We start from the raw sequence: 15,100 nt of genomic DNA, 5'->3' as shown, positions 1-15,100 counted from the left end.
TTCAGGAATTTTACTATGGGTTTTAATTGCGGCATCGTTGGCTTACCCAACGTCGGTAAATCTACTCTATTTAACGCACTGACCAAAGCTGGCATTGGCGCAGAAAACTTTCCCTTCTGTACCATTGAACCTAATGCTGGCGTGGTGGCTATGCCAGATCCTCGCCTAGATGCACTAGCAGAAATAGTAAAACCAGAACGAGTCTTAGCGACAACTATGGAATTTGTCGATATTGCTGGTCTTGTTGAAGGGGCTTCTAAAGGCGAAGGCCTTGGTAATAAGTTTCTTGCCAACATCCGAGAAACAGACGCAATTGCTCACGTTGTGCGCTGCTTTGAAGACGAAAATGTGATTCATGTCTCGAACCATGTAAACCCTAAATTAGACATTGAAGTCATTAATCTTGAATTGATTTTTGCGGATATTGAATCCATCGACAAACAACTTTTCCGTACCGCCAAAAATGCCAAAAGCGGCAATAAAGAAGCCATTGCTCATAAAGCGTTTTTAGAAAGCATTAAAGCGCATTTGGAAGATGGCTTGCCTGTACGATCCATGGATTTGTCAGAGGATCAACAGAAAGAAGTAAGACCACTTCACCTGCTAACGACAAAGCCAACCATGTACATCGCTAACGTTGCTGAGGACGGTTTTGAGAACAATCCATACCTTGATCAGGTTCGTGAAATCGCCGCAGCAGAAGGCGCGATGCTGGTTCCTATCTGCAATCAACTAGAAGCTGAGATTTCTGAGCTCGATGCTGAAGAAATGCAGGAATTCCTTGATGAAATGGGCATGGAAGAACCGGGACTTGACCGCGTCATTCGTGCTGGCTATGAGCTACTAGGCCTACAAACCTACTTCACTGCAGGCGTCAAAGAAGTTCGTGCTTGGACAGTAAAACAAGGTGCCACAGGGCCGCAAGCTGCCGGTGTTATTCACACTGATTTCGAGAAAGGCTTTATCCGTGCTGAAGTGGTCGCCTACGATGACTTTATCCAATTTAAAGGTGAAGGTGGTGCTAAGGAAGCGGGTAAATGGCGCTTAGAAGGTAAAGACTACATAGTAAAAGATGGCGATGTGATGCATTTCCGCTTTAATGTCTAACCGATTAGAAACATTTTTAGAAAAACACTTGACCCCTTAACGGGTTATATGAATAATATCGCGCCACAGAGACAGTGTGTCGCTAAGCGAATATTGTTTTTGTGTTAGTCCATTGGGGTATAGCCAAGCGGTAAGGCAACAGGTTTTGATCCTGTCATGCGTTGGTTCGAATCCAGCTACCCCAGCCAATGGACGAAGGCTATGTAGCTCAGTTGGTTAGAGCACATCACTCATAATGATGGGGTCACTAGTTCGAATCTAGTCATAGCCACCAACAAATCGATATTTTGGGGTATAGCCAAGCGGTAAGGCAACAGGTTTTGATCCTGTCATGCGTTGGTTCGAATCCAGCTACCCCAGCCATCGATAGAACACTGAATAAGGCTATGTAGCTCAGTTGGTTAGAGCACATCACTCATAATGATGGGGTCACTAGTTCGAATCTAGTCATAGCCACCATTCTACATATCTACTTTTGGGGTATAGCCAAGCGGTAAGGCAACAGGTTTTGATCCTGTCATGCGTTGGTTCGAATCCAGCTACCCCAGCCAATACTTTCTCTTCGAATTCAATTTGATCCTTCTTTTGTTTGTTGGTTCGAATCCAGTTATCCAAGTAGAGTTATCCCAGCCAATACTTACTTTTTCATTTCAAACTCAATTTGATCCTTCTGTTGTTCGTTGGTGCGAATCCAGTTATCCAAGTAGAGTTATCCCAGCCAATACTTACTTTTTCATTTCAAACTCAATTTGATCCTTCTGTTGTTCGTTGGTGCGAATCCAGTTATCCAAGTAGAGTTATCCCAGCCAATACTTACTTTTTCATTTCAAACTCAATTTGATCCTTCTGTTGTTCGTTGGTGCGAATCCAGTTATCCAAGTAGAGTTATCCCAGCCAATACTTACTTTTTCATTTCAAACTCAATTTGATCCTTCTGTTGTTCGTTGGTGCGAATGCAGCTACTCAAACCTAGTCAATCTCAGTCAGTACAAGCTTTCAAAGCAATCCATCTTTGTTTTTTTCTTCCTTACTGTAGATTTTGTCCTCTTAGCCTCTATAATGAGAAAAATCTCTAGCCTATGGATGCAAGACAATGAAACTCAAAAACTCTATCAAACCAGCCCTTTTACTTTCGACTGCTCTTTTAGCAAGCGCTGCTCAAGCAGATTTCATCGGAGCTGAAGCAGAAGCTGGCGTTTTTTTGAATAACGACGGTGAAGATAGCAACTCTTATTTTGGACTTGCTATCGAACACCCAATTCCTCTTATTCCAAATGTCCGCTTCCAACATCAATCATTGGAAGAAGAAAATCAGCCAGATCTTTCCTTCAATGACTACACGCTTTACTACGAGTTTGGTTTGTTATGGCTTGACCTAGACCTAGGGGCTACTTTTCGCCAAATAGGTGATTCAAATAACTCGACAATAGACGGCACCTATCCATTGGGCTACGTATCCGCTTATCTAAGCATTCCAGGCACACCTTTCTCAGTTGGTGGGGAATTTAAATCTGGCGGCGGCAGCGATGCTGATATCACAGATACGACTTTTAAAGTGAAATTCCAACCTTTGCCTTTCGTTGGATTAGAAGCGGGCTATCGTACAATAGAAGAACAATTCCAATCTTCAACCGTATTTGAGCCTAAAGGCGCCTTTATTGGTGTATTTGCTGACTTCTAAACAAGGTTGATACAAACAAAAAGCCCCTGAATAAATACGATTTATTCAGGGGCTTTTTCAATTAGGCTAGTTTAGTTTACAGCAGCTTAATTAGGCTTTAGCAAAGCTAATCACTCCATCAACCACATTTGCAACAATGTTATCACCCATTACAAACTGACCTGCCAGTAATTCATTGGCAAGCGGGTTCTCAATCCACTGTTGTATCGCACGCTTCAATGGACGGGCGCCATAAACAGGGTCATAACCCAACTCTGCCAAATGATCTGCCGCATCATCACTTAATGTTAATGACATGCCCATTTCTACCAAACGCTCATTCAAATGCGCTAACTGCACCGTCGCAATGCCTTTAATTTGCGAACGTAATAATGGATGAAATACCACGGTCTCATCAATACGGTTAATAAATTCAGGACGAAAATGAACACCAACAACCTCCATCACTTTCGCTTTAATTTCATCGTACTGATCATCAGAACGAAACTCTTGAATCACATCCGAACCTAGGTTCGATGTCATCACAATAACCGTATTTCTGAAATCCACCGTCCTACCCTGTCCATCGGTTAGACGGCCATCATCCAACACCTGCAATAAGATATTAAACACATCAGGATGCGCTTTCTCGATCTCATCCAATAAAAGCACGGAATAAGGACGGCGTCTCACCGCTTCGGTCAGATAACCCCCTTCTTCATAACCGACATAACCTGGCGGCGCACCAATTAAACGAGCAACAGAATGTTTCTCCATAAACTCAGACATATCGACACGAACCATCGCTTGCTCAGTATCGAATAAGAACTTCGCCAATGATTTGCAAAGCTCAGTTTTACCTACTCCTGTCGGCCCCAAGAAGAGAAAAGAACCATTAGGCCGATTCGGGTCAGCCAAACCAGAGCGCGAGCGCCTCACCGCATTAGAAACAGCTGAAACCGCCTCATCCTGCCCCATTACCGATTCATGCAAGGCCTCTTCCATTCTTAAGAGCTTATCGCGCTCACCTTCCAGCATTTTATCCACTGGAATACCTGTCCACCGAGAAACGACGGTGGCAATTTCTTCTTCCGTAACACTTCTTTTTAACAAACGAGTTTCCGTCGTCTCTTCCTCTTCGCTGGCTTTTTCTATTTCGGCCTCAAGCATAGGAATTACACCATACTGGAGCTCTGACATTTTGGCTAAGTTGCCATCGCGACGAGCCTCTTCCATGGCATGACGAACGGATTCAAGCTCTTCTTTTAACTTTTGCGCCCCTTGGACCGCCGCTTTTTCGGCGTTCCAAATCTCTTCTAGATCTGAAAATTGCTTTTGCAGGGTATCGATTTCTTCATCCAACTCGGCCAGACGTAACTTAGAAGCCTTATCTTTTTCTTTCTTTAAGGCTTCTTTCTCTATTTTTAATTGAATCAAACGACGCTCAAGACGATCCATATCTTCTGGCTTAGAATCCATTTCCATGCGAATACGGCTTCCCGCTTCATCAATCAGGTCAATGGCTTTATCCGGCAACTGACGATCAGTAATATAACGTTGCGACAATTTCGCGGCAGCAATAATCGCGGCATCAGTAATATCAACGCCATGGTGAACCTCATAACGCTCTTTCAAACCACGTAAAATAGCAATGGAATCCAGCACACTTGGCTCTTCAACCAACACTTTCTGGAAGCGCCGTTCCAACGCTGCATCTTTCTCAATAAATTGACGGTATTCATCCAATGTAGTGGCCCCAACACAATGCAACTCACCACGAGCAAGTGCGGGTTTCAGCATGTTCCCCGCATCCATGGAACCTTCTGACTTACCTGCCCCCACCATGGTATGAATTTCATCAATGAAGAGAATAATCTGACCTTCCTGTTTTGAAAGCTCATTAAGTACCGCCTTTAAACGCTCTTCAAACTCACCACGATACTTTGCACCAGCAATAAGAGCCGCCATATCAAGAGATAAAACACGCTTGTCTTTTAGACCTTCAGGCACTTCGCCATTAATAATCCGTTGCGCTAACCCTTCCACAATGGCAGTTTTACCCACACCAGGTTCACCAATCAACACAGGATTATTTTTACGACGTCGTTGCAATACTTGAATCGTACGACGTATCTCATCATCACGACCAATCACTGGATCCAGTTTACCCTCAGATGCCCGGGCAGTTAGATCAACAGTATATTTATCTAGTGCCTGACGACTGTCTTCAGCATCAGGATCATTCACAGAATCGCCACCACGAATACTATCAACCAAAGCAGCTATATCATCCTTTGTGACACCACTTGCTTTCAAAGCTTTAGCAAGATCATCTTTACCATCAAACATCGCCATCACAACCAGTTCTGACGAAATATATTGATCTTTACGCTTTTGCGCTTCTTTATCGGCCAAATTAAGCAAACGCCCCAACTCTGGCGACATTTGAACATTACCGTCATGATCTTGAACTTTTGGCAGGCGAGACAATAACTCGTTTAAGCTCTCGCGAAATTTAGCGACCGGAATACCTGCCTGTTGTAAAATAGGTCGAGTACTGCCTCCTTGCTGATCTAGCAAGGCAATCAGCAAATGAAGGGGCTCGATGTAGGAATGATCTTGGCCAAGCGCGACGGATTGAGCGTCGGAAATAGCCAACTGTAACTTACTGGTTAAACGGTCGATACGCATAATGACCTCCTTATAAAAGCAAGATGAAATATCTGAGTTAACATCTTAATAGGTATTAAAGTTTGCTTTTCAATACCGGAGTGTCATTTTTTTGACACCCATCAAAAGAAGCCGCCTTTTTTAATCTCCAATCCAAATAACAGACGCCATTCTGCCAGTCTTGCCATCACGTCGATAAGAATAGAAATGAGGCTCATCAGTGAAAGTGCAATAATCTCCCCCATAAATTTGACTCACCCCAGCCACCTCTAACCTTTGCCTAGCAAGCAAATAGAGATCTGCTAACCATTTCCCTTCTTGCTTAGGAAAAAAAGCCAGCTCTGCTTGAGGAAGTATAGCCATAAAGGCCTCTTTTACTTCATCTCCTACCTCAAAAGCCGTTGGGCCAATAGCCGGACCAAACCAAGCCAGCACATCCGCTTTATTATCGAAATATTCAAGCGTTGCCTCTAACACTCCGTCGCACAAACCTCTCCAACCAGCATGGGCCACCGCCACTTGAGTTCCCGCTTTATTACAGAAAAAGACAGGCAAACAATCCGCAGTCAGCACAGCACACACCTGATTTTTTTGGGCTGAAAACGCCGCATCAGCCGCATCTGGCAAGCAAGCCGATGGTAAACATGCCACCTCAGTGCCATGAACTTGATTCAGCCAAACAAGAGAATTAGGCAAAGCCAAACTCTCAGTAAAAAGATGACGATTCTCTGTCACCGCAGCAAGAGCATCTCCGACATGGGCCCCCATGTTTAGTCCTTTAAAGGGCGCACCACTCACACCACCTTGTCGGGTCGATACATAGGCGTGAATGTTCTGAGGTGCAGGCCAAGCAGCCTGGATGACAGAAGCAGTATTTGAAAAGCTCAAAACAAGCCTCACCGATATAAATTAAAGATAAGAAAAAGGCAGCCGAAGCTGCCTAAATTGTTAAAAGTATTCTGGGGTGTCGTTACTAGATTCCACCATATCTTTCTTTAGCGCCGCTAGTAGCTGTTGCATATCTTCCGGAAGATCGATTTCCCACTCCATCCATTCCCCGGTAATAGGATGAGCAAGCTCTAGTTTCTTGGCGTGCAATGCTTGACGACGAAAATTACGTAACTTGTCCTGTAAATCAGCAGAACAGGCCTTAGGCATTTTCAAACGCCCTCCGTATTGTGGGTCTCCAACCAAAGGGTATTGAATAAACGCCATATGCACACGAATCTGATGAGTACGCCCTGTTTCGAGCTTTAAACGAATATGGGTATGATTATTAAAGCGTTCAACCATACGATAGTGCGTGACGGCATCTTTACCATGAACGGGTTCAACTGCCATTTTTTGACGATTATGAGGATGGCGACCAATTGGTTCATCAACAACCCCTCCCCCTGTCATTTCACCAATGGCGATAGCTTCATACTCTCGTCCCATACTGCGTTCTTGCAATTGCGCCACCAAATCGGTTTGCGCCGCTAGCGTTTTCGCTACCACCATTAGCCCCGTGGTTTCTTTATCTAAGCGATGCACAATACCAGCTCTAGGAACCAAGGCGGTTTCGGGGGCATGATGCAAAATGGCATTCATTAAAGTCCCGTCTCGGTTACCTACAGCAGGGTGCACAACTAGCCCGGTTGGCTTATTTACAATAATAATATCGTCATCTTCGTAAACGATATCTAGAGGCATTTCCTGCGCCTCATGTATTTGCTGATCCTCAAGCAAAATATCTAATGTAACCATTTCCCCACCAAACAATTTTTCTTTCGGTTTGGTGACCTTACCATCTACTCTTATGGAACCTTCTTTAATCCAAGAAGTGATCCGTGAGCGAGAATAATCATTAAATAATTCTGTAGCGACCTGATCAAATCGATTACCACCCAAATCGAATGGAACTTGGGCTTCTTTTACTATGCGCTCTGCCATACAATGTACTTTAATTTGTTGTTTTCAGTCCTTTGGTTTTATCATTGGACCTGAAAGTGAAAAAAACGTGTAGCGCCTTGCACTTCATCATTTTTCGTAAAATAACGCTACAAAATGCCGATTGAGGCTAATCTACTACCATATCAAGGTTTTGATTATACATGGGATTTCATTACTCGTTGCTCCGATTCTCTGCAATCGTTAGTTTTTCTTTTTTTGTTGTTGCCTGTTCAAGCAAACAAGTCCAAGAACCCGACCTACCAGAGCGTGTTTATTATGATAAAGCACAGCAAGCCCTAGAAGACGGTCTCCCTTCAACAGCAATAAAGCACCTAAAAGACCTAGATTCACGCTATCCATTTGGTGAGTTTAGTATACGAACCGAATTAGACTTGATTTACGCTCAACTAGAAGCCGGAGATTACATTGCCTCCCACTCTACGGCAGAACGCTTTATCAAAAACCATCCTGAAAATGAGACAGTGGATTACGCTTATTATATGCGTGCACTCGCCACCTATAAAGGCGCCGAAAGCTACCTTTCTCGTTATCTAGATCTTGATCCGAGCGAGAGAGACTCAACAGAGCTTTCTAAAGCCTTTAATGAGCTAGCGGATCTGACCTCTCGCTTTCCAGATAGCGTTTACGCACCAGATGCCAAAGCACGCATGCTGTTTTTGCGAGAAATTGTGGCTCGACACGAGCTGCAAGTCGCTCATTATTATCTGAAAAGAAAAGCACCCCTTTCAGCATTACGGCGCGGACAGGAAGTTATTCAACATTACCCAAGCACACAGGCCGTTGAAGAAGCCTTAGCTATCACAATACAGTCTTATAATGACCTAAACCAAACCGACTTGGCTCAAACCAACCTCATCATCTTAAAACAAACCTTCCCAGAATCAGAGTACCTTGATGAAAGCGGAAACTTTACACCGCTAGAACTCCCAAATGATGCTGATCCAAGCTTTCTATACTGGATCACATTTGGACTATTCGACTAATTAAAAAAGGAGAGCTTGCAGCAAGCTCTCCTTTTTGAACAATACTCATAGACTCCAAGGAACGACAATCTCTTCTTTCCCTTCATCCCAAGCGGGATACTTAACCATCACAACATTAAACACCTCAGAATCTAAAAAAACTTTCAACCAACGCTTTAAATATGGATAATCAGCCGAATCAAACCATATTGGACACACTGCTGAAAACTGCCGAATAAAAGGAAATATCGCAATATCAGCCAAACTCATCTGATCGCCAAAAATAAACACTCGACGACTTAATCGCTTATCTAGGCGTTGTAAAAAAACCTCAGCTTTCTGCCTATAATAATTAACGTCAAATTCAGGAAATCGATCCGCATACTTATAGCGATCTAGCCAATATTTGAAAAAAATGTCGTTATAATTTATCCAAGCCAGCATTTTATTTCTTTGAACCAAAGAGTCAGGCCAAAGACTCATAACCTGATGCCTATCCTTAGCGATACTCAATGCCCAATGAATAATATCCAAACTCTCTGGATATCTAGCATTATCAAGGTCAATTAGTTGAGGAACACTAGAACGGCCGCCTAGATTTAATAAAGCTTGAGGCTTTGACTTTAAAATAACTTCCCTTAGACAAACCTTAATACCTAATAAAGCTAAAACATACCTTGCCCTTATGGCATATGGACAACGCCTAAACGAGTACAAAACGGGGAACAATGGAATGCCTCAAAAATTTTAATTAATCCAGAACCACAACCTTCAGATGTAAAAAAACCATGCCTGTTTACATGGTTTTTTATGTTACCAATAAAGAAATTATACGACGGTAACATTCTCAGCTTGAGGACCTTTCTGCCCTTGAGTAACTTCAAACGTTACTTTTTGACCTTCTTGTAACGAAAGACGACCTGTTCCATTTATCGCTCGAAAATGAACAAAGACATCTGCTCCACCTTCACGCTCGATAAAACCAAATCCTTTTTCATCATTGAACCATTTAACGACACCAGAAACTAACTGACCTGACATAATAACCCCATCTTTATTCTCTATTGCTCTGTATGAACAAACGACTTATCGAGTTAAAACAATAAAATTTTAACTCCATCCTTAATGTTAAGCATATAAAATTAAACACTATAAAATATGCTCACTCTACGATCATATGATGTTAAAAATAAAATGGAAAGTCGATAAAAAATAACTTTGTAAAAAAACGTAACGGCGGAAATTATATATTTCTACCTCTTTCTATATAAAAACACTTCCGCATAAAGTTACAATAAAAATATAACCATCAGCGGTAGTTTTTTAAAACGTTTGCCTATGTGAAAATAACAAAAAGCGACATATAAGATAATTTACCTTAAGGCAGAGCTCTATATGAAAATTTGGTTACTCACCCATAGTGAAGAATTAAAGAAAATAAATGGTACTGGTCAGCTCGTTAAGCAAGCACTAAAGGAAGAATGTACCATTATAGAATGGTCCAGAGTATCTCCTAGCAAAGACATTCTAGCTCTTCCAACAAACAACACCTTACTTGTATATTTGTGTGAAAATGCTCAAAGCTCTTTAACGAGAGAATCCGTTAATAAGATTGAAAATATCATTCTTATCGATGGCACTTGGCAACAGGCAAGGAAAATACACAACCACTCGCCTTATTTGAAACGCTTCCCCTATTATGAAATTCAAGGCGAGCAGTCCATCTACAGTAAAAGACGCAATCAAAAAAAGATTGGTCTTTGCACTGCTGAAGTCGCTATCCACTTCCTTAAGCTTCATCAGCACTCAAAAACAGATGCATTAATAGAATCTTTTTCTGAGTTTAATCAATAACACGAACCCTTATCTCACCAAGATGTTCAACCCAAGCCAGCATCTCATCACCTACTACAACAGCACCAACATTTTCAGGCGTACCTGTCATAACCAAATCTCCAGGTCGCAACTCAAAAACCTCAGACAGCTTACAAATAACTTCTTCAATAGACCATGTTAACTTTGAAATACAGCTCATTTGTTTAAGCTCACCATTCACTTTTAAGCCGATTTCAGCCTGTAACAATCTCTCAGATACAGTGGCCTCATTAAGAAAAATAGAACTTATAGGGGCTGATTCAGAAAAAGATTTTCCCACTTCCCAAGGACGCCCCTTTTTTTTAGCTTGTCCTTGAAGATCTCTTCGAGTCATATCCAAACCAATGGCATAACCTAAAACAGCTTCTTTCGCCTGCGCCATCGTAAGGTTAATACCTCCCTTCCCTATCGCGACAACCAGCTCAACCTCATATTCAAACTGCTCTGTTGCCATAGGATAGGAAATGCTTGTTGTTGCAGAAAGAGGCACTGGTACAACACAGCTCGAATCTTTCGCAAAAAAGAACGGAGGATCTCTTTCTGGGTCATCTCCCATTTCTATTGAGTGCTCAGCATAATTACGACCCACACAATAAACCCTACCTACAGGGAAAGACTGTTCACTTCCAACTATAGGCAAACAAACCCGCTCTTGTTCAGCAACGATATAACTCACACCTACCTCATAAATTATTTTAATAGTATTAAAAATGCCCTGATTTCAGCCATAAAAAACAGGCAGACTGAATATGTAAATCATTCAGGTCGAAATCACCAACTCGCAACCATGTACCGGCTAATATGGACCTATCTTGATATACTGCGCCTCCCGATATAACAAATAACTCAACCGCTTCTGATAATTGCAATGAAGCTAATATGTCTTTACCTTTCTCTATACGAATCAGCCAAACTCGCTCTTCGCCATACTCATATAATGGACAAACAGCAGAAGATTGTGAAAACCAAATATCGGAAGAATGAATACACACCTGATTCAAGTCTGTTGCTTGAAACTGATGAAGTTTCACTAATAAAAGACAGCCATTTTTACTATAGGGAGCATGACTAGTACCGGGCGGATTCCTAAAATAACTCCCTGCACAAAAGTCTCCCTTTTCATCTGAAAAAACACCCTCTAATACTAGAATTTCTTCCCCTAATGGGTGTGGGTGAGGACGAAATACAGAACCAGCCTCATAGCGAACTAAGCTAGTTGCATGACCTCTCTCTGCATCTTCCCTAGCCAAAGGTTTTCTATACACTCCCGCCATCGGGCTGGCTATCCAATCCATTTTATTGGTATCCATTAATACAGATAGAGCAAAATCCATATTGAACATACCTGACCGCCAATTCAATGCAAAAACTCAGTCTAACGGTTTGCTCAAATAACAATCAAGCTTTTCCTCCCCGGCAGAGCATTGCCCCACATCCCTACTAAAAATCGATTCCTTAAATTAGCAATAATATAAACAAAGCGTAGCTAAAGAAAAGTTCTCCTTTACCGTTAATAAGATAAGAGCGTGTAATTCAAACAATCACTAGATGGCATAAGGATTGCTTTCCACAATAATTACAACCTTATGTAACAGAGGTATATCATGTCAGCATCTGCAGATGAAGTATCCCAAAGTGAGCACATCCACTTTTTCAAAGAACTATTTAACATAGAAAAGAGCCATCAAAAGTCTATCTATGAAATATGCCTACCAACAGAACAAGAGCTAAAGGATCTCATAACCTTAACGCTTATCAATACAACAGCTAGCGAATGGCCTGATAACAAAGACTTTGATAACGAACTAACGGACTGCCTGCAATACAACTTTCGAGAACAATTACTAGCCAAGCTCAAACAGACAAAACAACCCCCCTCAGATATTCGCTCACGCTTTTATCAACAATATGGTAAAAAAATAGCCACAGATACCTTCGTTCAAGTGATAAAAGAATATCAAGCTGCAACAGGGTTCACAGAAAACCCAGCTAAAAAACCAAGTCCTTTTTTATAAGGCAAAAAAAAGCACCAGATGCTAGCACCTGATGCCAAAATGTTCCAACAATCTGCCTACAAGAGAAGAAATATGGAACCTTGAATGATCGTATTTAACATAAGGCTCCTAAATAAGGAGCCTTAGAGTAAATAAAATCATCTTTGGATGATTTTAGAAACCGTAATAAACACCTACCGCTGTTTGAGTATCAGCGTCGCCACCTGAAGCATCTTCAAAACTACCAACTTCACCATACACATAAACATTTGATGCTAGGCTGTATGTTACGCCCATACCGTACTCGCTGTAGTCATCACCTACCTCTGGGGAAATAGACTGCGCTGAAGCATAAACATCACCGGCACCGTAAGCATAACGTGCAGCTAAGCCAGTAATATCATAGGTATCATCAGTTGTCTCATACTTACCAGTGACAGACAAATTGGCAACGGGCATTACAGTAACAGACAAACCTGTTGTCGCCTTAGGATCGGCTGAGGTATTCTCACGGTTATCATAGCCCAACGCGACAGAAACTAGATCGTTAGAGTATTTAGCGACCGCCATGACAGCTGTACCATCAAATTCATTAACCTTATTGCCATCTGAATCAACTGCATCTGTATCACCTTTCACTTGAGCAGCAAGCTGCACTTCAAAACCATTCATAGAAGGAGAGAAATAAGCGACAGTGTCACCTTCAGAGCTCTTGTCGCCACTCTTAAAACCAAGATTTTCAAACTGATCCACAGAATCTTGGATAGCGTTGTTGTAAATTGTATCAAACGAACCAACTTGAGCCTTACCAAAATTACCTTTCAAACCAACAAAGGCCTGATCAAGACCAACACTAACGTCACCATCTTTTTCGTCAGCATCTGCTTCAAGTTCGTACTTGAAAAAAGCCGTTAAATCATCATTGATTTTAGTTTCACCTTTCAAGCCAATAGTTGACCCGTTATCAACAAAGTCACTACCAGCATCAGCGTTTGTATATGCATATTGGATGTTACCGTAGATATCTACTGTAGACTCTTCAGCAGCATGAGCAGAAATAGCAGCAAATGCAGCACTAGAAACAGCAATAGCGATAATTGATTTTTTCATTCTCGTTTCCCTTATAGATGTTAGTACGCGTTCTTTTTGTGAGCGCTTGATACATGCAAGCAACAGATCAATAATCTAAACAAATCTCAAAAATAGGCAACATCACGCAAACTACTTGCATACTAAATTCGATTTAAGGTCTTTTTTAATGAAAAATAACAAAGAAAAAGGAAATGGAATCATTAATGAATATCTAAAAAAAAGATAAAAATCTTTATTAATCAATAATATAAAACTTCACATAATAAGCTATACTTGCACACTCCTAACAATTTTTATCAACTTAACGACTATAGATTCGAAAATTATGTGTAAATATGAGAGAAAGCCGCGCCACTTAAAGCAAAAAACAAATGAAATTTAAGCAGGATATACAGAAAAATGGACAAATCAGGGTAAGACTAGCGCCACCCTGATCAAAATGAAAAAGTAGAAGGTAATAAAACAGTGCTTACCACATCAAATCATCAGGAATTTGAAACTCTGCATATGGATCTTCTTCATCCTCTACGCGCTCAACCCTGCTGTTACAAACCAGCACATAGTTATCATCACGCTCGTTAATTTTCAAAGCCACAGGCTCTGGAAGTAACTCATAAAGACCATCGAGTTTAACAATTGCCAAACGGCCATAAGTCAATTCGTTGTGCATAGTTTGACTGACGTACAACTTCTTTACTTTTTTATCATCTGTAAAATGATAAGCAATATCCCCATCCTCTTTACGAACACGGTTCTGTTCTATCATTTGTCTAATTTGTCCCTGAATCGCTTTCTGCTCAGCCAATTTTTGACGCTCCAAATTGAGGCTACGATCCTTTTCTACCTTTTCTTCTTTTTGGCGTTTCAACTCAGCTTGACGATCACTATTATCGTCTAAGGAAGCCTTACCATTTTTTACTTTTTGCTTATGCTGTAACTTTTCAGCTTTAAGCTTTTTCACCTTCTTTTTATCAACTAAACCAACCCCTAAAAGCTGTTCCTGTAATGACTTCGCTGCCATACCCTTCCCCCTAGATACCAACAATGCCTTTCATTCATTAATACAGATATAAGACATTAACATTTCAATTTAGAACATATTCATTTCCTACAAAAACAAAAAAAGCGACTTAAAAGTCGCTTTTTAGCATTCGCACTGCTGAGAGAATCCTCAGCAACGTTACCTTATAAAGGAGTAACGTTTTGAGCTTCAGGGCCTTTTTTGCCTTGAGCTACTTGGAATTCAACTTTTTGGCCTTCAGCCAAAGTTTTGAAACCAGAAGTGTTGATTGCAGAGAAGTGAACAAAAACATCAGGACCTGAATCCTGAGTGATAAAACCGAAACCTTTAGTTTCGTTGAAGAACTTTACTGTACCAGTTACTACGTCAGACATGTCTGTTTATCCTGTAGGTTAAGTTAATTTATACGCAAATGTTATCATCTACGATATAGTGCTAAAAAAACTCGGTATTACTTATGACTTAACAGGACCGAACATACTGACGTATTATTCGCAACTCTGGACATAAATATTGCCAACTCTTTTAAACGAGGCCCATTGTAATCCTCTTTAAGAGGCCGGGTCAATCAAGTTTTGAATAATTTTATAATAGCCATATAATCCCTTCCTTACAGATCGACAAAAATATTAGCTATACACCATCGGTGATGGCAAGCACCAGCGGCGAATAAAAGGTCGCTTCTGAGCCCATTGGATAATGTAATGTATATGCCATTGGCATTAGATTCGCGCCGACGCGTTGAGCTTGCGAAACAGGCGCAAGC

15 protein-coding genes, 5 tRNA genes and 1 pseudogene are annotated in these 15,100 nt (G+C 41.2%); 10 read left to right on the top strand and 11 right to left on the bottom strand.

The features are described from left to right. The first annotated feature begins 15 nt into the window (after window positions 1-15). From ychF to I8J31_RS11385, 7 genes are all read left to right on the top strand, one after another. Entirely contained in the window at window positions 16-1,107 is a 1,092-nt protein-coding gene (gene ychF, locus I8J31_RS11415) for a redox-regulated ATPase YchF (protein WP_199468691.1), read from the top strand. A 113-nt stretch (window positions 1,108-1,220) separates the two neighbouring features. Continuing rightward, window positions 1,221-1,295: transfer RNA gene (locus tag I8J31_RS11410), tRNA-Gln, on the top strand. Between the two features lie 9 nt (window positions 1,296-1,304). Continuing rightward, window positions 1,305-1,381 (top strand) — tRNA-Met (locus tag I8J31_RS11405). A 14-nt stretch (window positions 1,382-1,395) separates the two neighbouring features. Then, window positions 1,396-1,470: transfer RNA gene (locus tag I8J31_RS11400), tRNA-Gln, on the top strand. Window positions 1,471-1,489: 19 nt separating this feature from the next. Beyond that, a tRNA-Met gene (locus tag I8J31_RS11395) sits at window positions 1,490-1,566 on the top strand. A gap of 17 nt (window positions 1,567-1,583) precedes the next feature. Continuing rightward, a tRNA-Gln gene (locus tag I8J31_RS11390) sits at window positions 1,584-1,658 on the top strand. A gap of 542 nt (window positions 1,659-2,200) precedes the next feature. Continuing rightward, window positions 2,201-2,788 carry a TIGR04219 family outer membrane beta-barrel protein gene (locus I8J31_RS11385; RefSeq protein ID WP_233402729.1) on the top strand — a complete coding sequence of 196 codons (588 nt, stop codon included), beginning with the start codon at window positions 2,201-2,203 and terminating at the stop codon, window positions 2,786-2,788. Window positions 2,789-2,878: 90 nt separating this feature from the next. Here the strand turns inward: I8J31_RS11385 and clpB are convergent, their stop codons facing one another. From clpB to rluD, 3 genes are all read right to left on the bottom strand, one after another. After that, a complete protein-coding gene (gene clpB / locus I8J31_RS11380) occupies window positions 2,879-5,458 on the bottom strand; it encodes an ATP-dependent chaperone ClpB (protein WP_199468690.1) in 2,580 nt (859 codons plus the stop codon). A gap of 120 nt (window positions 5,459-5,578) precedes the next feature. After that, window positions 5,579-6,325, bottom strand: coding sequence for a peptidoglycan editing factor PgeF (gene pgeF, locus I8J31_RS11375; protein ID WP_199468689.1), 747 nt, complete (start codon window positions 6,323-6,325; stop codon window positions 5,579-5,581). A 60-nt stretch (window positions 6,326-6,385) separates the two neighbouring features. Beyond that, window positions 6,386-7,369: a 23S rRNA pseudouridine(1911/1915/1917) synthase RluD gene (gene rluD / locus I8J31_RS11370; RefSeq protein WP_199468688.1), complete on the bottom strand. Its 984-nt coding sequence runs from the start codon at window positions 7,367-7,369 to the stop codon at window positions 6,386-6,388. Between the two features lie 161 nt (window positions 7,370-7,530). Here rluD and I8J31_RS11365 point away from each other — a divergent pair, with 161 nt between their 5' ends. Beyond that, window positions 7,531-8,373 (top strand): outer membrane protein assembly factor BamD, encoded by an 843-nt coding sequence (locus I8J31_RS11365; RefSeq protein ID WP_199468687.1) that lies wholly within the window; start codon window positions 7,531-7,533, stop codon window positions 8,371-8,373. A gap of 45 nt (window positions 8,374-8,418) precedes the next feature. Here the strand turns inward: I8J31_RS11365 and I8J31_RS20880 are convergent, their stop codons facing one another. The 3 genes and pseudogenes from I8J31_RS20880 to I8J31_RS11355 form a co-directional block, all read right to left on the bottom strand. Continuing rightward, window positions 8,419-8,835: a glutathione S-transferase C-terminal domain-containing protein gene (locus tag I8J31_RS20880; protein WP_233402740.1), complete on the bottom strand. Its 417-nt coding sequence runs from the start codon at window positions 8,833-8,835 to the stop codon at window positions 8,419-8,421. Between the two features lie 27 nt (window positions 8,836-8,862). Continuing rightward, window positions 8,863-9,069 (bottom strand): annotated as a pseudogene (locus I8J31_RS20875) (glutathione S-transferase N-terminal domain-containing protein); the annotation flags it as partial. A gap of 111 nt (window positions 9,070-9,180) precedes the next feature. Next, window positions 9,181-9,393, bottom strand: a complete 213-nt coding sequence (locus I8J31_RS11355; protein WP_199468685.1) for a cold-shock protein — start codon at window positions 9,391-9,393, stop codon at window positions 9,181-9,183. A gap of 354 nt (window positions 9,394-9,747) precedes the next feature. On the opposite strand from I8J31_RS11355, the gene I8J31_RS11350 reads away from it, so the two are divergent. Next, the gene (locus I8J31_RS11350; RefSeq protein WP_199468684.1) at window positions 9,748-10,206 is read left to right on the top strand and encodes a DTW domain-containing protein; all 459 of its coding nucleotides are present in this window, start codon (window positions 9,748-9,750) and stop codon (window positions 10,204-10,206) included. Here the strand turns inward: I8J31_RS11350 and I8J31_RS11345 are convergent. Continuing rightward, window positions 10,196-10,903, bottom strand: a complete 708-nt coding sequence (locus tag I8J31_RS11345; RefSeq protein ID WP_199468683.1) for a fumarylacetoacetate hydrolase family protein — start codon at window positions 10,901-10,903, stop codon at window positions 10,196-10,198. The two genes, I8J31_RS11350 and I8J31_RS11345, sit on opposite strands and share 11 nt — an antisense overlap. A gap of 28 nt (window positions 10,904-10,931) precedes the next feature. Further along, window positions 10,932-11,570 carry a cupin domain-containing protein gene (locus tag I8J31_RS11340; protein WP_199468682.1) on the bottom strand — a complete coding sequence of 213 codons (639 nt, stop codon included), beginning with the start codon at window positions 11,568-11,570 and terminating at the stop codon, window positions 10,932-10,934. A gap of 261 nt (window positions 11,571-11,831) precedes the next feature. Here I8J31_RS11340 and I8J31_RS11335 point away from each other — a divergent pair, with 261 nt between their 5' ends. Continuing rightward, the gene (locus tag I8J31_RS11335) at window positions 11,832-12,242 is read left to right on the top strand and encodes a hypothetical protein (protein ID WP_199468681.1); all 411 of its coding nucleotides are present in this window, start codon (window positions 11,832-11,834) and stop codon (window positions 12,240-12,242) included. A gap of 153 nt (window positions 12,243-12,395) precedes the next feature. Here I8J31_RS11335 and I8J31_RS11330 read toward each other — a convergent pair whose 3' ends face one another. From I8J31_RS11330 to I8J31_RS11320, 3 genes are all read right to left on the bottom strand, one after another. Continuing rightward, window positions 12,396-13,331, bottom strand: a complete 936-nt coding sequence (locus tag I8J31_RS11330) for a porin (protein WP_199468680.1) — start codon at window positions 13,329-13,331, stop codon at window positions 12,396-12,398. 451 nt (window positions 13,332-13,782) lie between these two features. Continuing rightward, the gene (locus I8J31_RS11325; protein WP_199468679.1) at window positions 13,783-14,334 is read right to left on the bottom strand and encodes a DUF2058 domain-containing protein; all 552 of its coding nucleotides are present in this window, start codon (window positions 14,332-14,334) and stop codon (window positions 13,783-13,785) included. Between the two features lie 164 nt (window positions 14,335-14,498). After that, window positions 14,499-14,708, bottom strand: a complete 210-nt coding sequence (locus tag I8J31_RS11320; protein WP_024024079.1) for a cold-shock protein — start codon at window positions 14,706-14,708, stop codon at window positions 14,499-14,501. Between the last annotated feature and the right edge of the window lie 392 nt (window positions 14,709-15,100).

The organism is Marinomonas transparens (assembly GCF_016463975.1).
GTDB lineage: Bacteria > Pseudomonadota > Gammaproteobacteria > Pseudomonadales > Marinomonadaceae > Marinomonas > Marinomonas transparens.
This window is presented reverse-complemented; position numbering and strand designations above follow the sequence as displayed.